Here is a 17,003-nt window from a genome sequence, read left to right on the forward strand (position 1 = left end):
CATGCGAGCGAACCTGTTTCACCTGCGCGCCAGGCTGGCCCCGTTGCTGGCGCTGCCGCTGCTGATCCTTCTCTTCGCGCTGACCCTGTCCAGCGCCTGGGCCGCGGTGCCGAACGAGCGCGCCCAGCCCGCGTATGCCGAAGAACAGACGATGCTCCAGATCGAGGGCGATGCACGGGCACGCGAACCGGGCCTGATGTCCCCGGAATCCGGACGTGTGCACATGGACCGCCATTACCTCGGCCAGTACGGCCAGAGCGAGGGCAACGTCATCGTCCAGCGCGGCGGCAATACCTGGCGCGTCCTGCGTAACGGTCCAATCGCTTCGATCGCCGGCACCATCCTGATCGTCGTGCCACTCCTGATCATCCTGTTCTACAAGACCATCGGGCCGGCGCGCGAGGAGCCGCAGTCCGGGCGCAAGCTGCAGCGCTTTACCAGGTGGGAACGCCAGGTGCACTGGGCCACGGCAATCAGCTTCATCCTGCTGGCCATTTCCGGACTGATTCTCACCTTCGGCAAGAAAATCATGCTGCCCTGGATGGGTCACGATTTTTACTCCTGGGTCGCCTACATCCTGAAGTACGTGCACAACTTCATCGGACCGCTGTTCGTCCTGTGCTCGATCGTGATGTTCATCACCTTCGTGCGCCGCAACTTCTACAACCGGACCGACTGGCAGTGGGTGAAGGAGGGCGGCGGGCTGATCTCCCATAAACACGTGCCGGCCGGCTACTTCAACGCCGGCGAGAAGAGCTGGTTCTGGTTCGGCGTGACCCTGCTGGGCCTGGTGATGTCGATTACCGGCCTGGTCTTGAACTTCGTGAATTTCGGCCAGACCCGCTACATCCTGCAGGTTGCCAACTACCTGCACATCATCGGCGCCACCCTGTATGTCGCGGCGGCGATGGGCCACATCTACATCGGCACCTGGGGCACGCCGGGCGCCTACGAGGCGATGCGCCATGGCACCGTCGACGAGAACTGGGCCAAGGCCCACCACGGCCTGTGGTACGAGGACCTGAAAGCGGGTGTTCCGGGAACCCCGGGACTGGCCCCGGATGCCGCGCCAGGCGCGCCGCGTACGCCGCCGCCGGCGCCTCGTCCAGGTCCCGCACATTGAGGATTGCAATGAAACGACACATTTTCCTGACTCCCTGCATGCTGGCGGCAGCGGTGCTGCTGGCGGCAGGTTGCAGCCGCCACAACGCACCCGCCAGCAATGGCGTGATCCAGACCAAGTTCCCCGGGCAAGTCACCTCCGGTGGCGGCACCAGCGGCGAAGTCATCGCCCGCACCTCGCGTCCGGTGACCGACGCCACCTATGCCGGCGGCACCCCGGGCATTGCCGGGGGCTCCGGCGGCAACACCTCGGGCGCCGAGACCGGCGGCACCACGCGCGAAACCGGCCAGGGGCCGACCTCGGGCGTGACGGCGCCCTCGGGCGCGATGCAGGGAACGCAGACGCAGCCGGGCGATACGGGCCAGCCGAGCGGACCGTCGGCACAGGACCTGAACAAGGGCTCGGCCACGAACGCGGCGCCGCAAGGCCCGGCGGCACCGGACAAGATGGGGAACAAATGATGAAACGTATGATCTTGCTGAACAGTGCGCTTGCGCTCAGCCTCGGGCTGGGGCAGGGTGCCTGGGCGGCGCTGCCGAAACCGGCGCTCACGCCCGAGCAGCAGCAGGCAGCCGCCGCCAAGAAAGCCGACGCTGACGCCAAGGCGGCCAAGGACAAGGAAGCCCTGGCCGCTTCGATGGACGCGGTCAGCGCGCGCTGGCGTTCGCAGGCGGCCAGCCACGGCTGGAAGCTCAATCCGCCGACGGCCATCGCGGCCCAGGCCCCCGCACCCGGCATCCAGGCGCCCGGCACCGCCGCGCCCGCGGCGGGTGCGCCCGGCGTCGGCTCGTCCGGCGTGACCCCGCCGAGTGCCGGCGTGGCCGCGGCGGCCCCGGCGGGCGCCGCCCCAGGTACCTCCGCGGCTGCCCCGGGCCGTGGCGCCGCGCCGCTCAGCCCGCAGGCCCTGCAGTCGGCGAACGTGCCGATCAAGAGCGAGAAGCTGGGCACCGCGGCGCCGAGCGCGGACGTCAAGCAGGGACCGACGAAATCGGTGCCGAAAGGCGCTTCGCCGGCCGTGGACAAGGGCAACGCCGACGCGGCGCAGAACCGATGAAGATGGCCAGCATGCCGATCGCGGTGATCATGCAGCGCCGCGCCGTCCAGCACCGCTGGGTGGACGAAGCCTGGGCCGCCGTGGGCGTCGTGCCCGACCGCGGCAAGCTGCCGCGGCTGCAGGTGCTCAGCGAAAGCCCGGAGCGCGACTACTACCTCGTTTCCGGCCTGGAGCTCGAGCTCTACACCGACGAGAACGAAGGCTACTACGAGAACGCCATGGCGCCCGAATCGAAGGTGTTCGTGCTGTGGCGTATGGAAGAGGGCCGCGCGATGCCGGTGCGCGCCTCGGTCAGCTACGTCGAGGGCACGCGCATGTTCGACTCCGGCGAGTCCGCCGACGGCGTGACCATGCCGGCCGAGATCTACGCCTGGGTCGCCAGCTACCTGCGCGAGCACTACCAACCGAAGCCGCGCCGCGGGCGCCAGCACGGCTGAGGGGGGCGGATGGCCGAAGAAGGATTCCTGCGGCGCTGGGCGCGCATGAAGGCGAGCGGAGGCGAGGTGGCCGAGGCGCCGCCGCGCCGGCCCACGCTTGCGCCGCCCGCTGCGCCGACGCCCGCTACGTCCACTGCGACGCCTGGGACGGCGCCGGCACACGCGGCTGCACCTCAGAACAAGACGCCGCCGCCGACGCTGGAAGACGTGGCGCGCCTGACACCCGAATCCGATTTCTCCGCCTTCGTCGCCCAGGGCGTCGATAAATCGGTCCAGCGCCTGGCGCTCAAGAAGCTGTTCGCCGATCCTCACTTCCGCGTGATGGACGGCCTGGACATGTACATGGACGACTACAACAAGCCCAGCCCGATGTCGGCGGCCATGCTGGCCGCGCTCGAGCACGCGAAAAGCGCGCTGCGCCCGTCGGAACCGCACAAGCCGCAGGCGCAGGTAGTAGCGGCGCAGGTCCCCGACGCCGCGGCCGCGCCGGAGCCGGCTGCAACCGATGGGGTGGACGCCACCCCGGCGCCGGAGCCGCAGGCCGAGCCGGAGACCGTGGCCGCAGGCGAAGCCACTTCCGCCGGCGAAACCGCTCCCGGCATCGGCGCGCCGCGCTCCGCCCCCGAAGAAACCGGCGACCCATACGCCCCATCAGCCCCACCAGCCTGCATCCAGACAGGCATACACCCGCAATCCCTGCAAGGACAAGCATGAACATCCGATTCCTAGAAGGGCAGGCCGGCGATCCGCTGCAGGAACGCCGCAATGCCCTCGCCAAGACCGCCGCGATCCTGGCGGCCGACGCCATTGCTCCCATCGACGCCGTCAGCTCGGTGAGTTACCGCTCGCTCGGCCGCACCCTGGTCGTCGGCAGCGCCGCCCAGGCCCTGCCATGGGCCGACCACCTGGCGGCCAGCCTGCCCGTCACCGTGCTCCTGCTCGACGGCATCGAGGCCGCCGGTGCACGCGCCTATCCCGTCTTCGCGGCCCCATCGGTGGCGGTGGCCGGCTGGCTGGGCGCTTTCGAAGCGCGCTGGCAGGGTCCCGGCCAGGCGCCGCAGCAGGCGAAGTTCGACCTCGTGCTCGACCTGTGCCCGAGCCCCCTGATCGGCAGCCACCAGAGCCCGCACGGCTATTACGCGCCCGGCCCTGACGAGGCCGCGCGCCGCGCCGCCGCGGCCGAACTGGTCGAGATGATCGGCGAATTCGAGAAGCCGAAGTATTTCAGCTACAAGGAGCGCCTGTGCGCCCACAGCCGCAACGGCCAGACCGGCTGCAACGCCTGCATCCAGATCTGCTCGGCCAAGGCGATCGCCGGCGCCGGCGACAAGATCCGCGTCAACCCCTACCTGTGCGCCGGCTGCGGCGCCTGCACCACCGTCTGCCCGACGGGCGCGCTCGGCTATGCCTATCCACCCGCAAGCCATACCGGCAGCCGCATCAAGGCCGCCCTGAACGCCTACCGCGAAGCGGGCGGCGAGGACCCGGTCCTGTTGTTCCATAGCGAAGCCGGCGCCGGCCTGCTCGAAGCGCTGCAGGCGGAAGCGGTCGACGCCATCCCGGGGCGGGTGATCCCGATGGCCCTGCACCACACGGCCTCGACCGGCATCGACGTCTGGTTCTCGGCGCTGGCCTATGGCGCCGCCGGCGTCACGGTCCTGATGACCGGCGAAGAGGCGCCGCAGTACACGGCCGCGCTCGACCACCAGATGGGCATCGCGCACACCGTGCTCGATGGCCTGGGCTACGCCGGTCCGCACTTCCAGCTGTTGCGTGTCAGTAACCCCGAGGAACTCGGCCTGGCCCTGCGTCACGCGCCGCGCGGCGAGGCGCCTGCCCAGGCGGCGACCTTCAACCTGGCGCAGGACAAGCGCAACACCCTGGATTACGCGCTCGAGCACCTGCAGCGCCATGCGCCGCAGCAGCCGCAGCAGGTAGCGCTGCCGACCGGGGCGCCGTTTGGTGCGATCGCGGTGGATACGAAGAAGTGCAGCCTGTGCATGGCCTGCGTCGGCGCCTGTCCGTCCTCGGCCGTGATGGACACGCCGGACCTGCCACAACTGCGCTTCGTCGAGCAGAACTGCGTGCAGTGCGGCCTGTGCGCCAACACCTGCCCGGAGAATGCGATCGCGCTGGTGCCGCGCATGACTTTCGGCGAGGCGCGCCGCAAGACCGTGATCCTGAACGAATCCCAGCCTTTCCATTGCATCCGCTGCAGCAAGCCCTTCGGCACCCTGCACATGGTCGAGAACATGCTCTCGCGCCTGTCGCAGCACAGCGCCTTCGCCGGCAACCTCGACCGGCTGCGCATGTGCGGCGACTGCCGCGTGATCGACATGATGCAGCCGGAAGGCGAGTTCGCGGTCCCGCTGCGCAGGCCGAAGTAATCAACCAGCCTGAACCGTAGCGTGGGCACTCTGTGCCCACGCCGGAACGTTGCGTCCCGTTGGCAAAGTTTGACGCGGCGGCGGGGAATGGTCGACACATTCCGAATGCTCATCCGGAAACGCCAACACTTGCCCGCGGACCGGGTCCGGGAGACGTGAACGCGACGCAGGTTTCCGCGTGGGCACGGAGTGCCCACCCTACGGTCCTCGCCATTACTTATCCACGATGTGCATGCCCGTGTTGTGCTGCACGATCACCACGACCGCAAACCGAACACCTGCGCACACCCTCGCGACCCATGGCACAATGTGCGCAAACAGACAACAAACGGCCGCTACACGGCCATCACCAGCAACAGCGCACAGGAGACACCATGACGCCATACCAGCGCTTCGCCCAAGCGCGCGACTTCCTGCAACAGCACCGTACCGACTACGACACCGCCTACGCCGGCTACCAGCCGCCCCAGCTCGACGAGTTCAACTGGGCGCTCGATTTCTTCGACGTCGAAGCGAAGGACAACCACGCGCCTGCGCTGTGGGTGGTCGAGGAAGACGGGCGCGAGCAGAAGATCTCGTTCGCCGACATGGCTTCGCGTTCGAACCAGGTTGCGCAATACCTGCAGCAATGCGGCGTCGAGCGCGGCGACCGCGTGTTGCTGATGCTGCCGAACCGCGTCGAACTGTGGGAGATCATGCTGGCCTGTATCAAGCTCGGCGCCGTGCTGGTGCCGACCACCATGCTGGTCTCGAACGCCGACCTGCAGGACCGCATGGATCGCGGCGGAATAAGCCATGTGATCGCCCAGGTCTCGGAAGCCCACAAGTTCGAGGGACTGTCCGGCAACTTCACCCGCATCGCCGTCGGCGGCAGCCTCGACGGCTGGCACGACTTCGACGACTGCCGCCGCGTGCTCTCGGTGTTCACGCCGAAGGGCATCACGCGCGCCAGCGACCCGCTGCTCCTGTACTTCACCTCGGGCACGACCGCGCGTCCTAAGCTGGTGCTGCACAGCCACCAGAGCTACCCTGCCGGCCACCTGTCGACCATGTACTGGATCGGCCTGCAGAAGGGCGACGTCCACTGGAACATCAGCTCGCCCGGCTGGGCCAAGCACGCCTGGAGCTGCTTCTTCGCGCCCTGGAATGCCGGCGCCACCGTATTCGTCTACAACTACGAGCGCTTTTCCGCCAAGGCGGCGCTGGAAACGGTGATGCGTTGCGGCGTCACCTCGCTGTGCGCGCCGCCCACGGTCTGGCGCATGCTGATCAAGGAAGACCTGGCGCAGTGGAAACCGCCGCTGCGCGAGCTGGTCGGCGCCGGCGAGCCACTCAACCCCGAGGTGATCGAGCAGGTCGAGCGGGCCTGGGGCATCCGCATCCGCGACGGCTTCGGCCAGACCGAGACCACGGCCCAGATCGGCAATCCCCCGGGCCAGCTGGTGAAACCCGGCTCGATGGGCCGCCCGCTGCCGGGCTACCGCATCGCGCTGCTCGACCTCGACGACCAGCCGGCACAGGAAGGCGAGATCTCGGTGCGTCTCGACGCAAAACCGATCGCCCTGATGCTGGGCTACGAGGGCGACGAGGACAAGACTGCCGAGGTCATGCGCGCCGGCCACTACCACACCGGCGACACCGCCACCGTCGACGAGGACGGCTACTACTTCTACGTCGGCCGCAACGACGACGTCTTCAAATCCTCGGACTACCGCATCAGTCCCTTCGAGCTGGAGAGCGTCCTGATCGAGCACGAGCAGGTGCTGGAAGCGGCGATCGTCCCGAGCCCCGATCCGGTGCGCCTGTCGGTGCCGAAGGCCTTCATCACCCTGCGCCAGGGGGTCGAACCTTCGCGCGAGCTGGCGCGAGACATCTTCGCCTTCGCCCGCGAGCGCCTGGCGCCCTACAAGCGCATCCGCCGCATCGAATTCCGCGAACTGCCCAAGACCATCTCGGGCAAGATCCGCCGCGTCGAGCTGCGCAAGGAAGAAGCGGGACGGAACGACGCCGCGCCGTCGGGTATTGAGTTCCGCGAAGAGGACGTCGGCAACTGAAGGCGGGAAGCCGCGGTCGAATCGGGATAATCCAGAGCGGCCGAGGAGGCCGCCAGGGCAAGGCGCGTCGTCGAAGACAGTACGAGCGTACGGTGAGACGATGCAACGCCGCCATGGCGGTTTTGTCAGCCGCTCGTCACCCGAGGAGACCGCAGCATGACTACTTTGTCGAGAATCACTCCCTGCCTCTGGTTCGACCAGCAGGCCGAGGAAGCGGCCAACTACTATGTCGGCATTTTCCCGAACTCGCGCATCACCGGCCTTTCCCGTTATGGCGAGGCCGGGCGCGAGGTGCACGGCATGGCGCCCGGCACCGTGCTGACGGTCGCCTTCGAGCTCGACGGCCAGGCCTTCACGGCGCTCAATGGCGGCCCGGTCTTCACCTTCAACGAGGCGGTGTCCTTCCAGGTGCTGTGCGACACCCAGGAGCAGATCGACTTCTACTGGGACCGCCTGGGCTCCCAGGGCGACCCGGCCGCCCAGCAGTGCGGCTGGCTGAAGGACCGCTATGGCGTATCCTGGCAGATCGTGCCGCGCCAGCTGAACAGCCTGATGACGAGCCCCGACCAGGCGCGCGTGGACCGCGTGATGACGGCCTTGCTCCGGATGAAGAAGCTGGATGTCGACGCGCTCGTCCATGCGGCCGGCTGAGAGGCCGGTTGAGCGCGCGTAGGAAAGGCTCGCTCTTGCCCGAAAGACGAGGCGGGTGATTGTCCAGGAGCCGGCCCGATCCTCAGGCCGTCGACAGGAACCACTGCCTGCTTGCCTCGTCCGCCGGAAAGAAGCTTTCCAGCCGCAGTTCGTGCACAGTCACGTCGTGCGGCGTCCCCAGCGTCGTAATCGTCGTGAACAAATTCAGTTCGACCCCGTCCTTGCTCAGCTTCATCGGCAGGAAGGGCAGGGCGGCGCGCTCCAGGTTGGGCTGGCGCGCCGCCGCGTCGATGCCGGGCAGGGCCATCAATTCGTCCAGCAGCCGCGTCGCTTCGCTGCCGGGACCGTCGCCCATGGCTTCGCGCTGCACCCATTGCAGCAAATCGGCCGCGACATCTTCCCAGTTGCGCAGCCAGGGGCGCAGGCCGTTCGGAGCCAGCGTCAGTTTGAGGACATTTACCGAGCCGTCGCGCGGGATGGCCGCATCGCGCGGCATGTCCAGCAACCAGCGCATCATGCGCGCCGCGGGGGCGTTGTGCATGACCAGGTTCCACAGGCGGTCGACCACCAGCGCCGGGTAGGGCGCCTGCTGGGCCAGCATGAAGTCCAGCGCCTGCTTCACCGCGCCCATCTCCGGGTCGGACAGGGCGCGCTCGCGGTAGGCCGGCGCGAAGCCGGCCGCGAGCAGCATCGCGTTGCGCTGGCGTAGCGGGATGTCGAGCACGATGCCGAGCCTGAGGATCAGGTCGCGCCCCGGCTGGGCGCGTCCGGTCTCGAGAAAGCTCAGGTGGCGCTGCGAAATACCGCTGTCCACCGACAGCCGCAGCTGGCTGATCCCGCGCTTGCCGCGCCAGTAACGCAGTGCCGCGGCGAAGTCGCTGAAATAATGACTGCCTGCCGCGCCCGCCTCGACCTCGGTCATGCCTTTGTCCATCATGCCTCCTTCGCCCATTGCTGGCGATTCTGCGCGATCGTCCCCACGAACTCAAGCAGGTCGCGCTTGACCCGGGCCATGTCGGTGATGAACATGCCGTGCGGCGCACCGTCGTACACGCGCAAGGTCGCGTTCGGAATCAGACGCGCAGTGGGGCGCGCGGTCAGCTCGAGCGGCGCGCTGGCGTCGTTCTCGCCCGCGATCAGCAGGGTCGGTACATCGATGCGTGCCAGCTCCTGCCGGAAATCCGTGTTCGCCAGCGAGCGGTTGCATGCGACCAGTGCCTGCAGCGAAGCGCCGAGCGCCATCTGCCTGACCCAGGCCTTCATGCCTGTCGGCGTCTCGGGATGGACGAAGGGAACCATGTTGTCATCGATCCACTGCGGGAAGTCGCGCATGAGCTGCTCGCGAAAGGCCTCGAAGAAGCTGGCATCGATGCCGTCCGGGTTGTCCTGCGTCTTGAGCACGAAGGGCCTCACCGTCCCCAGCAGCACGGCGCCGGCCACCCGCGCGCTGCCATGCCGGGTGAGGTAGCGCACGATCTCGTTGCAGCCCATCGAGTGGCCGACCAGTACGGCGTCATGCAGGTCGAGGGCCGCGAGCACGGCCGCGATGTCGTCGGCCAGGGTGTCGAAGTCGTAGCCGCCGCCGGGGTCGGTCGAGCGGCCGTGGCCGCGCCGGTCGAAGGCGATCGCCCGGTAGCCGGCTTCAAGCAGGGCCAGCATCTGGTAGCCCCAGGAATCCGAGGGCAGGGACCAGCTCGCGACGAAGACCACCGGACGGCCCGCGCCCCAGTCGCGGTAGAACAGCTCGACGCCGCCGGCGCTGTGGATGAAACCGGGCCGGGCGATCGTGGCCTGGTGAGTGGACGCGTGCATGACGTCCTCCTCAGGCGGCGTGGTCGAGGAAGCCGGTGACGCTGGCCAGGCGTCCGTCGCCGGCGACCGTGGCGACGTCCAGCCCGCGCGCAACCTGCTGGCCGTCCGGCGCATGCAGGGTCCACGAAAAACGCAGCACCTCGTGGTGGCCGTCGGGCGTGCCGGCCAGCTCGAAGCGGTGGCCGGGAAAATGCTGCTGGGCGGCGGCGATCAGGGCATCGATGCCGTCGTGGCCGGCGCCGCCCATCATCGGGTCGAGGTAGCGTGCGTCGAGCGTGAACAGGCGCGCCACCAGGGCGCGGCGTGCGGGGGCATGGCGTTCGTTCCAGGCTGCGAGGTACTGGCGGGCGAGCGAATCAGCGCGTTCCATGATGTTCTCCGTTTCGGTTGGGGTGGATGACGGAACCCATTCTGCGCCGCGCAAGCGGAGGCGGCGATTACCAGCCAGGTAATGGAGGCACGGCGGAAGGCAGGGCGCACTTGCCATGACACGCGCTCAAGTGCGGCACGCAAGGTAAAATCGTAGAATAATGGTAATCATGCAATGCCCGTAACATGCACCGATCCGCCGTCAGACTCTCGAAACCTACATGCCCACCACGACTGCAGCCAAGGCCGACCCGGCCTATGAAGTGAAGAAGTCTCCGATCCACGGCAACGGCGTCTTCGCCCGGCGCCACATCGACGCCGGCGAGCGCATCATCGAATACCGCGGCGAGCGCATCAGCTGGGATGAGGCGACCGAGCGCGCGGCCAGGGTCGGGGGGCCGGTCAACCACACTTTCTACTTCAGCCTGAACGACGGCCGCGTGATCGACGGCGGGCGCCGCGGCAACGACGCGCGCTGGATCAACCATGCCTGCACGCCGAACTGCGAAGCGTACGAGGAAGACGGGCGCGTCTACATCCACGCGCTGCATCCGATCGAACCGGGCGAGGAGCTGAACTACAATTACGCCCTCATCTATGATGAGCGCCACACGCCGGCACTGAAGAAACTGTTCGCCTGCCGTTGCGGCACGCCGGGGTGCACCGGCACCATGCTCGCACCCAAGCGCCGCCAGAAGAAAAAGGCCTGAAGCCAAGGAAACAAGCACAACCATGAAGCCCATCGTCCGCAGTCTGCTCGAAACCGATCTTTATAAATTCACGATGTGGCAGGCGCTGCTGCACCGCCATCCGAACGCCCACGGCGAATACGAATTCCGCTGCCGGAACGAGCCGGCCTATCCGCTCGCCGAGCTGAAAGAGGAGGTCGAGCGCGAACTCGACCACCTGTGCGAGATGCTGTTCACCGAGGAGGAGGTCGACTACCTGCGCAGCCTGCGTTTCATCAAGAGCGACTTCGCCGACTTTCTCACGGTGTTCCGCTTCCAGCGCAAGTTCATCACGGTGGAAACCGACGGCCCCCACCTGCGCATCCGCGCCGTGGGCCCGGTGGTCCACGTGATGGGCTTCGAGATCTACGTGCTCTACATCGTCAATGAACTTTACTTCCGCCGCTTCGACCAGCAGTATGCGTTGACCGAGGCCAGGAAGCGCCTTGCCGACAAGATCGAGCAGTTCCGCGCCTTCGACCTGGAGCCGAAGCGCGCCAATTCCTTCGCCTTCTTCGACTTCGGCGTGCGGCGCCGCTTCTCCGGCGAGTGGCAGGACGAGGTGGTCGCGACCCTGGCGCGCGAGCTGCCCCAGTTCTTCAAGGGCACCTCGAACGTCTACCTGGCGCGCAAGTACAACCTGGTACCGATCGGGACCATGGCGCACGAATACATGCAGGCCTTCCAGTCCTTCGGCGTGCGCCTGCGCGACTTCCAGAAGGCGGCGCTGGAAGACTGGGTACAGGAATACCGCGGCGACCTCGGCACCGCCCTCACCGACGTGGTCGGCATGGACGCCTTCCTGAACGATTTCGACCTGTATTTCGCCAAGCTCTTCGACGGCCTGCGCCACGACTCGGGCGACCCGCTCGAATGGGGCGAAAAGGCGCTGGCGCACTACGCCAAGCTGCGCATCGACGCGCGCACCAAGCGCCTGGTGTTTTCCGACGCGCTCACGGTGCCGAAGGCGCTGGCCCTGTACCGCCACTTCGCCGACCGCGTGATGCTGGGCTTTGGCATCGGCACCCAGCTGACCAACGACACGCCCTACAAGGCCCTGAACATCGTCATGAAGCTGGTGCGCTGCAACGGCCAGCCGGTCGCCAAGCTGTCCGACACGCCGGGCAAGTCGCAATGCACGGACGAGACCTTCCTGGCCTACCTGCGCCAGGTGTTCAACCATCCGGAGCAGAAGGAGGTGAAGGCATGAAGCGCGCGCTCCTGCTGTTCTCCGTGGTGCTGGCGCTGCCGGCCCTCGCAGCCCCCGCGGCCGACGATCCAGCCGGCGCCATCGAGGGCGTCTACAAGCGCCGTTTCATGAACACCATCAATGCCGGTCCCGACCGCCCGGCCGAGCGCTACCTGGCCGAGGACGTGGTCGAGTTCGTGCGCGAGGACGCCGACCACGTCTACCTGCGTGCCCACCTCGAGTTCGCCAACGGCCACATGTGCGGCGTCTGGGGCATCGCCCAGCGCGAGGGCGAGGACTTCGTCTACCGCCAGCAGAACAGCGTGGTGCCGGGCGAAGCGGCGTGCACGCTGCGCGTCAAGGTCACGCCGGGGAACATCCTGCTCGACGACCGCGACGCGGCCGGCACGGCCACCTGCCGCGCCCAGTGCGGCGCGCGCGGCAGCCTGAGCGGCTACACCATCGAGCGCAAGGCGCGCCGGCCGATCCGCTACATGAACCGGCTGAAGGAATCGCGCCAGTACCGCGAGGCGGTGCATGAATTCCAGGGGATGCAGCCTCCGCGCTACTGAGCGCAACAAGCGCAACATGCGCATGCGCGGGCCGGGGGCGCAGGTCTGCTATGCTTGAGCATTGCAATGCCTGCAAAGCCGGCGCATGTCGCCGGCAATCACCGACAAGGAGATCGTCTTGAAAGCCATCGCCGCACTCGTGTTTTCCGCCGCCGCCATCGCGGCCCCCGTCCTGCACGCGCAGGAAGCGCCGCAAGTCGCCCCCGCCACTGAAGCCGCCACCCGCTGGCTGGCCGTGATGGATGCCGGCAAGACCGCCGAGGCCTGGGACCAGGGCGCGCCGGTCATGCAGGCTGCCATCACGCGCGAGACCTGGAACCAGGTCGGCACCCAGGCCCGGGCGCCGCTCGGCGCGGTCAAGTCGCGCAAGCAGACTTCGGCCACCTTCACCAAGACCCTGCCGGGCGTGCCGGAAGGCGAATACGTGGTGATCCAGTACGCCACCGACTTCGCCAACAAGGCCGGCATGACGGAAACCGTCGTGCCGATGCGCCTACCCGGCGGCAGCTGGAAGGTGACGACCTACCTCATTCGCTGACCGGAACCAGCTTCCACAGCTGGGTCGGCAACGCCGCCGGGGCGTCGGGCTTGAAGAAGGCCGAATCCTGGATGTGCGAGGTCGTCACGTAGACGGTGCCATCCGGCCCTTGCGCAAAGGTGTCCGGCCAGCGCAGGCGTTCGTCCTGCACCACAGTGCGGATCGGGGCCTGCGGGCCTTCGTCGAGATTGCGTGCACGCACGGAATCGACTTCGACCGAGGTGAGCAGCATCGTATTGCTCCCGCGCGGGATCAGCAGCCCGTCCGCCACTTCGTTCAGGCCGTAGGGCTCGACGCTGCCCGACACGTCTTCGCCGCGCATGCCGGTTCCTTGCAGGACCTCGGTCGGAATGCGGTACAGGGTGTCGCCCTTGATCGCCTGCCAGTACAGCCAGGCGCCGTCGCCCGACAGCTCGATGCCGTCGGCCGAGAACTCGACGCCCCGCCCGTCGGGACGGCGCAGTTCCTTGCCGTCCGCCTTCACGTTCAGGCCCTTCTTCATCTGGGTCGACTCGTCGCCGTCGAGCAGGCGCACGGCCTTGCCGCTGGCCAGGTCGACCACCACGATGGCGCCGACCACGCCGGAATCGGTAATGTAGGCAAAGCCGCCGTCCGGCGAAAAGCGCACGTCGTTCAGGTAGGAGCCCTGCGGCGCCACGTCCTCGTCGAACGCGATGGTGCGCGCCACCCTGTCGCTGGCGAGGTCGATCTGCACCAGCTTGGCGCCGCCCGAGACCAGGTGGGCCTGCGCCGGCGCGGCCGGATCGAGCACCCACAGGCTGCCGCGCCCATCGGCGACGATGCTCTGCACGCAGACCCAGTGGTCTGCGGGGCTGACCTCATCCTTCTTCGCATTGCGCCAGGCATTCCATTCCTCGTCGGGATAGGGCCGCAGGCCGCCGTCGGGCAGCAGCTCGGCGACCGACACCGCCGTGTCCTCGGTCCAGCGCGGGAAGTTGACGAAGATGCGCCCGGTTTCCGAGACCGATACGCCGGTCACCTGGTGCGCGAAGGCGGCCACCTGTTCGATCGTGAATTGTCCTTGCTTGAAGTCCGGCGCGGATGCCTGGTCGGTCATGGGATTCCTTTCGAATATGGGTTCATGCCGCCTTGCGCAGCTTGCGCTGGCTGGATGCGGGCGGCGTCGGGTTTTCCTGTTCGTGTTTCAGGCGCTGCTGCAGCATGGCCAGCACCGCCGCCTCCTCGGGCTGCAGCGCGTGCAGGTCTTCGGTCAGCTCCTGCTCGGTGCGCTCGCGCAGGGCTTCGAGCACGCTGCCTTCGAGATAGGCGTCGAGCACGGCCGGGTGCACGTAGCACTTGCGGCAGACCGAGGGCGTGTTGCCGAGCCTTTCGGCCACCGACTCGATGGCGCGCACGATGTTCTTCTTGGCCTGGGTCTCGGAATCGAACTTCTCGAATTCCTGCAGGGCCAGGGCCGCCAGCACCGTGCCCGACCAGGTCCGGAAATCCTTGGCCGTGTAGTCTTCGCCGGTAATGGTGCGCAGGTAGTCGTTGACGTCGCTCGAATCGATGCTGTGGGTTTCGCCGTCCTCGTCGATGTACTGGAACAGTTCCTGGCCGGGCAGGTCGCGCGCGCTGCGGATGATGCGCGCCAGGCGCCGGTCATGCACGTGGATCTTGTGGTAGACCCCGCTCTTGCCGCGGAAGCGGAACTCGACGTCGCTGCCGTCGACCTTCACGTGGCGGTTGCGCAGCGTGGTCAGGCCGAAGGATTTGTTGGTGCGGGCATATTCCTCGTTACCGACCCGCATCATCGTCGCTTCCAGCAGGTAGACGATGGTGGCCAGCACTTTCTCGCGCGGCAGGCCGGGCAGTTTCAGGGCGCGGTCGACCTCGGCGCGGATCGTGGGCAGGGCCTTGCCGAAGTTGATCATGCGCTCGTACTTCACCTCGTCGCGCACGTTGCGCCATTTGGCGTGGTAGCGGTACTGCTTGCGGCCTTTGGCGTCGCGCCCGGTGGCCTGCAGGTGGCCGTTGGCCTGGGGGCAGATCCAGACGTCGGTCCAGGCTGGGGGGATGACGAGCGCCTTGATGCGCTTGAGCGTGGCCTCGTCCTCGACCGGCTCGCCTTTCGCGTCGATATAGCGAAAGCCTTCGCCGTCGCGCTCGCGCCGGATGCCCGGCTTGTGGTCGGTGACGTAGCGCAAGCCGGCGGCCTTGGCGGCGGCGGGCGGGTCGCTCAGCGGTACCGGGTCGTCCGGCGCAGGGGTGTCGAGGGTCATCGCATTGACTCGGAAGTGATGCACACGAGCCGATCTTACGCTTCCCAGGCCAGCGCTCCGTACGGGACCTAACGTTCGCAGGCCTAGCGGTAGCGCGCCTCGACCAGGTCGATCTCGCGCAGCAGCTTCCTGGCGATGTCGTCGGACACCTTGCGCTGGTGCGTCAGCGCCAGGATGGCCTTGCGCTCCGCCTGCAGCGCGGCCAGGCGGTATTCGCGCTCGGCCTGCTCGGCAACCCGGATGCGCGAGGGTTCGTTCGGCCCGGTGCTGCCGCCCAGCCGGTGCTCGTACACGCCGCGCACGTGGTCGACGGCGCTGGCGTGGATGTCGGCGTGCTCGCTGTCGCCCAGGTGGCTGTGGCCGGCGCGCTCGATGGCCTCGATCGCCGCCACCGCCGCGTTGTGGCGCGCCAGGTCTTCCTGGGCCGCCTCGGTGGTTTCCTCGGGCACCTCGAGGCCGCGCAGCACGCGCGGCAGGCCGACGCTGGCCACGATCAGGGAGACGATGATCACCGCGCTGGCGAAGAAGATGACCAGGTCGCGCGCCGGGAAGGGTGCGCCGCCGGGCAGGGCCAGCGGCAGGGTCAGCACGCCGGCCATGGTGATGGCGCCGCGCACGCCGGCGAGCGAGGTGGCCAGCACCAGGCGGAAGTTCGGCTTGTAGACCTTCTGGCCCTGGAGGCGGGCGGTAAGCAGGGTCAGGCGCAGCGAGACCCAGACCCACAGCAGGCGAAGCACGATCAACGCCAGGCTGATGAGGAGCGCGATGCCGAACAGGGTCCACGGGGTCAGCGCCGCTTCGGGGCCGGCATAGCGCAGCGCGCGCTCGATGATCTCGGGCAGCTGCTCGCCCAGCAGCACGAACATCACGCCGTTGAGCGAGAACTGCACCGTGTCCCAGACCACCGCGCGGCGCACGCGGGTGGTGGCCAGCGCCCGGCCGGACAGTTCGACGTAGCTCATCGTGACGCCGGCCGCGACCGCGGCCAGGATGCCCGAGGCTTCCAGGTGCTCGGCGGCGAGATAGGCGCCGAAGGGCAGCAGCAGGTTGACCAGGATGGGCGAGCCGGGTTCCTCGCCGAAACGCTGGCCGATCACGCGCTGCACGAACGAGACCGCGACCGTGATCGCGACGCCGCAGGCGATGCCGGCCAGCGCCACCCACAGGAAGGTGACCGAGGCCGAGGCCAGCGAAAAGGCGCCCGTCATGGCGGCGGCCACGGCAAAGCGGAAGCACACCAGGCCGCTGGCGTCGTTGAGCAGCGATTCGCCCTCGAGGATGTGCATCAGGCGGTGCGGCACGTGGATCCGCGCGGTAATGGCCGACACCGCCACCGGGTCGGTCGGCGCGACGATGGCCGCCAGGGCAAAGGCGACCGGCAGCGGAATGGCCGGTACGAGCCAGTGGATCAGGAAGCCGGCGCCGACCACGGTGAAGACCACCAGGCCCAGGGCCAGTTCGAGGATGGTGCCCTTGTCGCGGAACAAGCCGATCTTGGGGATGCGCCAGCCGTCCAGGAACAGCAGCGGGGGCAGGAACAGCAGGAAGAAGATTTCGGGGTCGAGGGTCACGCCATGCCCGAACACGCCCGAGATCACGGCGCCCAGGCCGATCTGCACCAGCGGCAGGGGCACCCCGAAAGGCAGCATGCGCACCAGGTAGCCGCTACCGATTACCGCCAGCAGCATCGCCAGCACCACACCTACCGAATCCATCCAGCTCTCCTCAATGTCGAGCCTCGATGATACGGCATTGTCGGTCTGGCATGCTTCACGCTGCGTGTCGGGGGAGGACAGCGCCCGGCCGGTGGGTCCCGGCCGGGCAGGAAGCGCGTCCCTGGCGACGG

At 67.9% G+C, this 17,003-nt stretch carries 18 protein-coding genes; 12 read left to right on the forward strand and 6 right to left on the reverse strand.

Annotated elements, in window-relative coordinates:
* The first annotated feature begins 1 nt into the window (after position 1).
* From ACSUZJ_RS10200 to ACSUZJ_RS10235, 8 genes are all read left to right on the forward strand, one after another.
* Positions 2-1,123, forward strand: a complete 1,122-nt coding sequence (locus tag ACSUZJ_RS10200) for a formate dehydrogenase subunit gamma (RefSeq protein ID WP_499415731.1) — start codon at positions 2-4, stop codon at positions 1,121-1,123.
* 8 nt (positions 1,124-1,131) lie between these two features.
* On the forward strand, positions 1,132-1,584 hold the full coding sequence (locus tag ACSUZJ_RS10205; protein WP_499415733.1) for a hypothetical protein: 453 nt from the start codon (positions 1,132-1,134) through the stop codon (positions 1,582-1,584).
* 8 nt (positions 1,585-1,592) lie between these two features.
* The gene (locus ACSUZJ_RS10210) at positions 1,593-2,177 is read left to right on the forward strand and encodes a hypothetical protein (protein WP_499415735.1); all 585 of its coding nucleotides are present in this window, start codon (positions 1,593-1,595) and stop codon (positions 2,175-2,177) included.
* Complete coding sequence (locus ACSUZJ_RS10215) at positions 2,174-2,614, forward strand: DUF3305 domain-containing protein (RefSeq protein ID WP_499415737.1); 441 nt, start codon at positions 2,174-2,176, stop codon at positions 2,612-2,614. Before ACSUZJ_RS10210 ends, ACSUZJ_RS10215 begins: the two co-directional genes overlap by 4 nt.
* A gap of 9 nt (positions 2,615-2,623) precedes the next feature.
* Positions 2,624-3,328 carry a DUF3306 domain-containing protein gene (locus tag ACSUZJ_RS10220; protein ID WP_499415739.1) on the forward strand — a complete coding sequence of 235 codons (705 nt, stop codon included), beginning with the start codon at positions 2,624-2,626 and terminating at the stop codon, positions 3,326-3,328.
* Positions 3,325-5,001 carry a 4Fe-4S binding protein gene (locus tag ACSUZJ_RS10225; protein WP_499415741.1) on the forward strand — a complete coding sequence of 559 codons (1,677 nt, stop codon included), beginning with the start codon at positions 3,325-3,327 and terminating at the stop codon, positions 4,999-5,001. The genes ACSUZJ_RS10220 and ACSUZJ_RS10225 overlap by 4 nt, the downstream gene beginning before the upstream one ends.
* A gap of 374 nt (positions 5,002-5,375) precedes the next feature.
* Positions 5,376-7,055, forward strand: coding sequence for an AMP-binding protein (locus ACSUZJ_RS10230; RefSeq protein WP_499415743.1), 1,680 nt, complete (start codon positions 5,376-5,378; stop codon positions 7,053-7,055).
* Positions 7,056-7,211: 156 nt separating this feature from the next.
* Entirely contained in the window at positions 7,212-7,706 is a 495-nt protein-coding gene (locus tag ACSUZJ_RS10235; RefSeq protein WP_499415745.1) for a VOC family protein, read from the forward strand.
* Positions 7,707-7,788: 82 nt separating this feature from the next.
* On the opposite strand, the gene ACSUZJ_RS10240 is transcribed toward ACSUZJ_RS10235, so the two are convergent.
* The 3 genes from ACSUZJ_RS10240 to ACSUZJ_RS10250 are packed head-to-tail and all read right to left on the reverse strand — an operon-like array spanning position 7,789 to position 9,888.
* Positions 7,789-8,643 (reverse strand): helix-turn-helix domain-containing protein, encoded by an 855-nt coding sequence (locus ACSUZJ_RS10240; RefSeq protein ID WP_499415747.1) that lies wholly within the window; start codon positions 8,641-8,643, stop codon positions 7,789-7,791.
* Positions 8,640-9,518, reverse strand: coding sequence for an alpha/beta fold hydrolase (locus tag ACSUZJ_RS10245; RefSeq protein ID WP_499415749.1), 879 nt, complete (start codon positions 9,516-9,518; stop codon positions 8,640-8,642). Before ACSUZJ_RS10245 ends, ACSUZJ_RS10240 begins: the two co-directional genes overlap by 4 nt.
* Positions 9,519-9,528: 10 nt before the next feature.
* On the reverse strand, positions 9,529-9,888 hold the full coding sequence (locus ACSUZJ_RS10250) for a nuclear transport factor 2 family protein (RefSeq protein WP_499415751.1): 360 nt from the start codon (positions 9,886-9,888) through the stop codon (positions 9,529-9,531).
* A 220-nt stretch (positions 9,889-10,108) separates the two neighbouring features.
* Here ACSUZJ_RS10250 and ACSUZJ_RS10255 point away from each other — a divergent pair, with 220 nt between their 5' ends.
* The 4 genes from ACSUZJ_RS10255 (at position 10,109) to ACSUZJ_RS10270 (ending at position 12,914) form a co-directional block, all read left to right on the forward strand.
* On the forward strand, positions 10,109-10,597 hold the full coding sequence (locus tag ACSUZJ_RS10255) for an SET domain-containing protein (protein WP_499415753.1): 489 nt from the start codon (positions 10,109-10,111) through the stop codon (positions 10,595-10,597).
* A gap of 22 nt (positions 10,598-10,619) precedes the next feature.
* A complete protein-coding gene (pncB, locus tag ACSUZJ_RS10260; RefSeq protein WP_499415755.1) occupies positions 10,620-11,825 on the forward strand; it encodes a nicotinate phosphoribosyltransferase in 1,206 nt (401 codons plus the stop codon).
* Positions 11,822-12,376: a hypothetical protein gene (locus ACSUZJ_RS10265; protein ID WP_499415757.1), complete on the forward strand. Its 555-nt coding sequence runs from the start codon at positions 11,822-11,824 to the stop codon at positions 12,374-12,376. Before pncB ends, ACSUZJ_RS10265 begins: the two co-directional genes overlap by 4 nt.
* An 85-nt stretch (positions 12,377-12,461) precedes the next feature.
* Positions 12,462-12,914 carry a DUF4019 domain-containing protein gene (locus ACSUZJ_RS10270; RefSeq protein ID WP_499415759.1) on the forward strand — a complete coding sequence of 151 codons (453 nt, stop codon included), beginning with the start codon at positions 12,462-12,464 and terminating at the stop codon, positions 12,912-12,914.
* Here ACSUZJ_RS10270 and ACSUZJ_RS10275 read toward each other — a convergent pair.
* The 3 genes from ACSUZJ_RS10275 to ACSUZJ_RS10285 form a co-directional block, all read right to left on the reverse strand.
* The gene (locus tag ACSUZJ_RS10275; RefSeq protein WP_499415761.1) at positions 12,904-13,992 is read right to left on the reverse strand and encodes an L-dopachrome tautomerase-related protein; all 1,089 of its coding nucleotides are present in this window, start codon (positions 13,990-13,992) and stop codon (positions 12,904-12,906) included. The genes ACSUZJ_RS10270 and ACSUZJ_RS10275 overlap by 11 nt on opposite strands.
* A 22-nt stretch (positions 13,993-14,014) precedes the next feature.
* Positions 14,015-15,157, reverse strand: a complete 1,143-nt coding sequence (locus ACSUZJ_RS10280) for a DNA topoisomerase IB (protein ID WP_499415763.1) — start codon at positions 15,155-15,157, stop codon at positions 14,015-14,017.
* A gap of 83 nt (positions 15,158-15,240) precedes the next feature.
* Complete coding sequence (locus ACSUZJ_RS10285) at positions 15,241-16,872, reverse strand: Na+/H+ antiporter (protein WP_499415765.1); 1,632 nt, start codon at positions 16,870-16,872, stop codon at positions 15,241-15,243.
* Positions 16,873-17,003: the final 131 nt, after the last annotated feature.

The sequence above is a fragment of the Telluria sp. B2 genome, assembly GCF_051789535.1.
Lineage (GTDB): Bacteria > Pseudomonadota > Gammaproteobacteria > Burkholderiales > Burkholderiaceae_D > Telluria.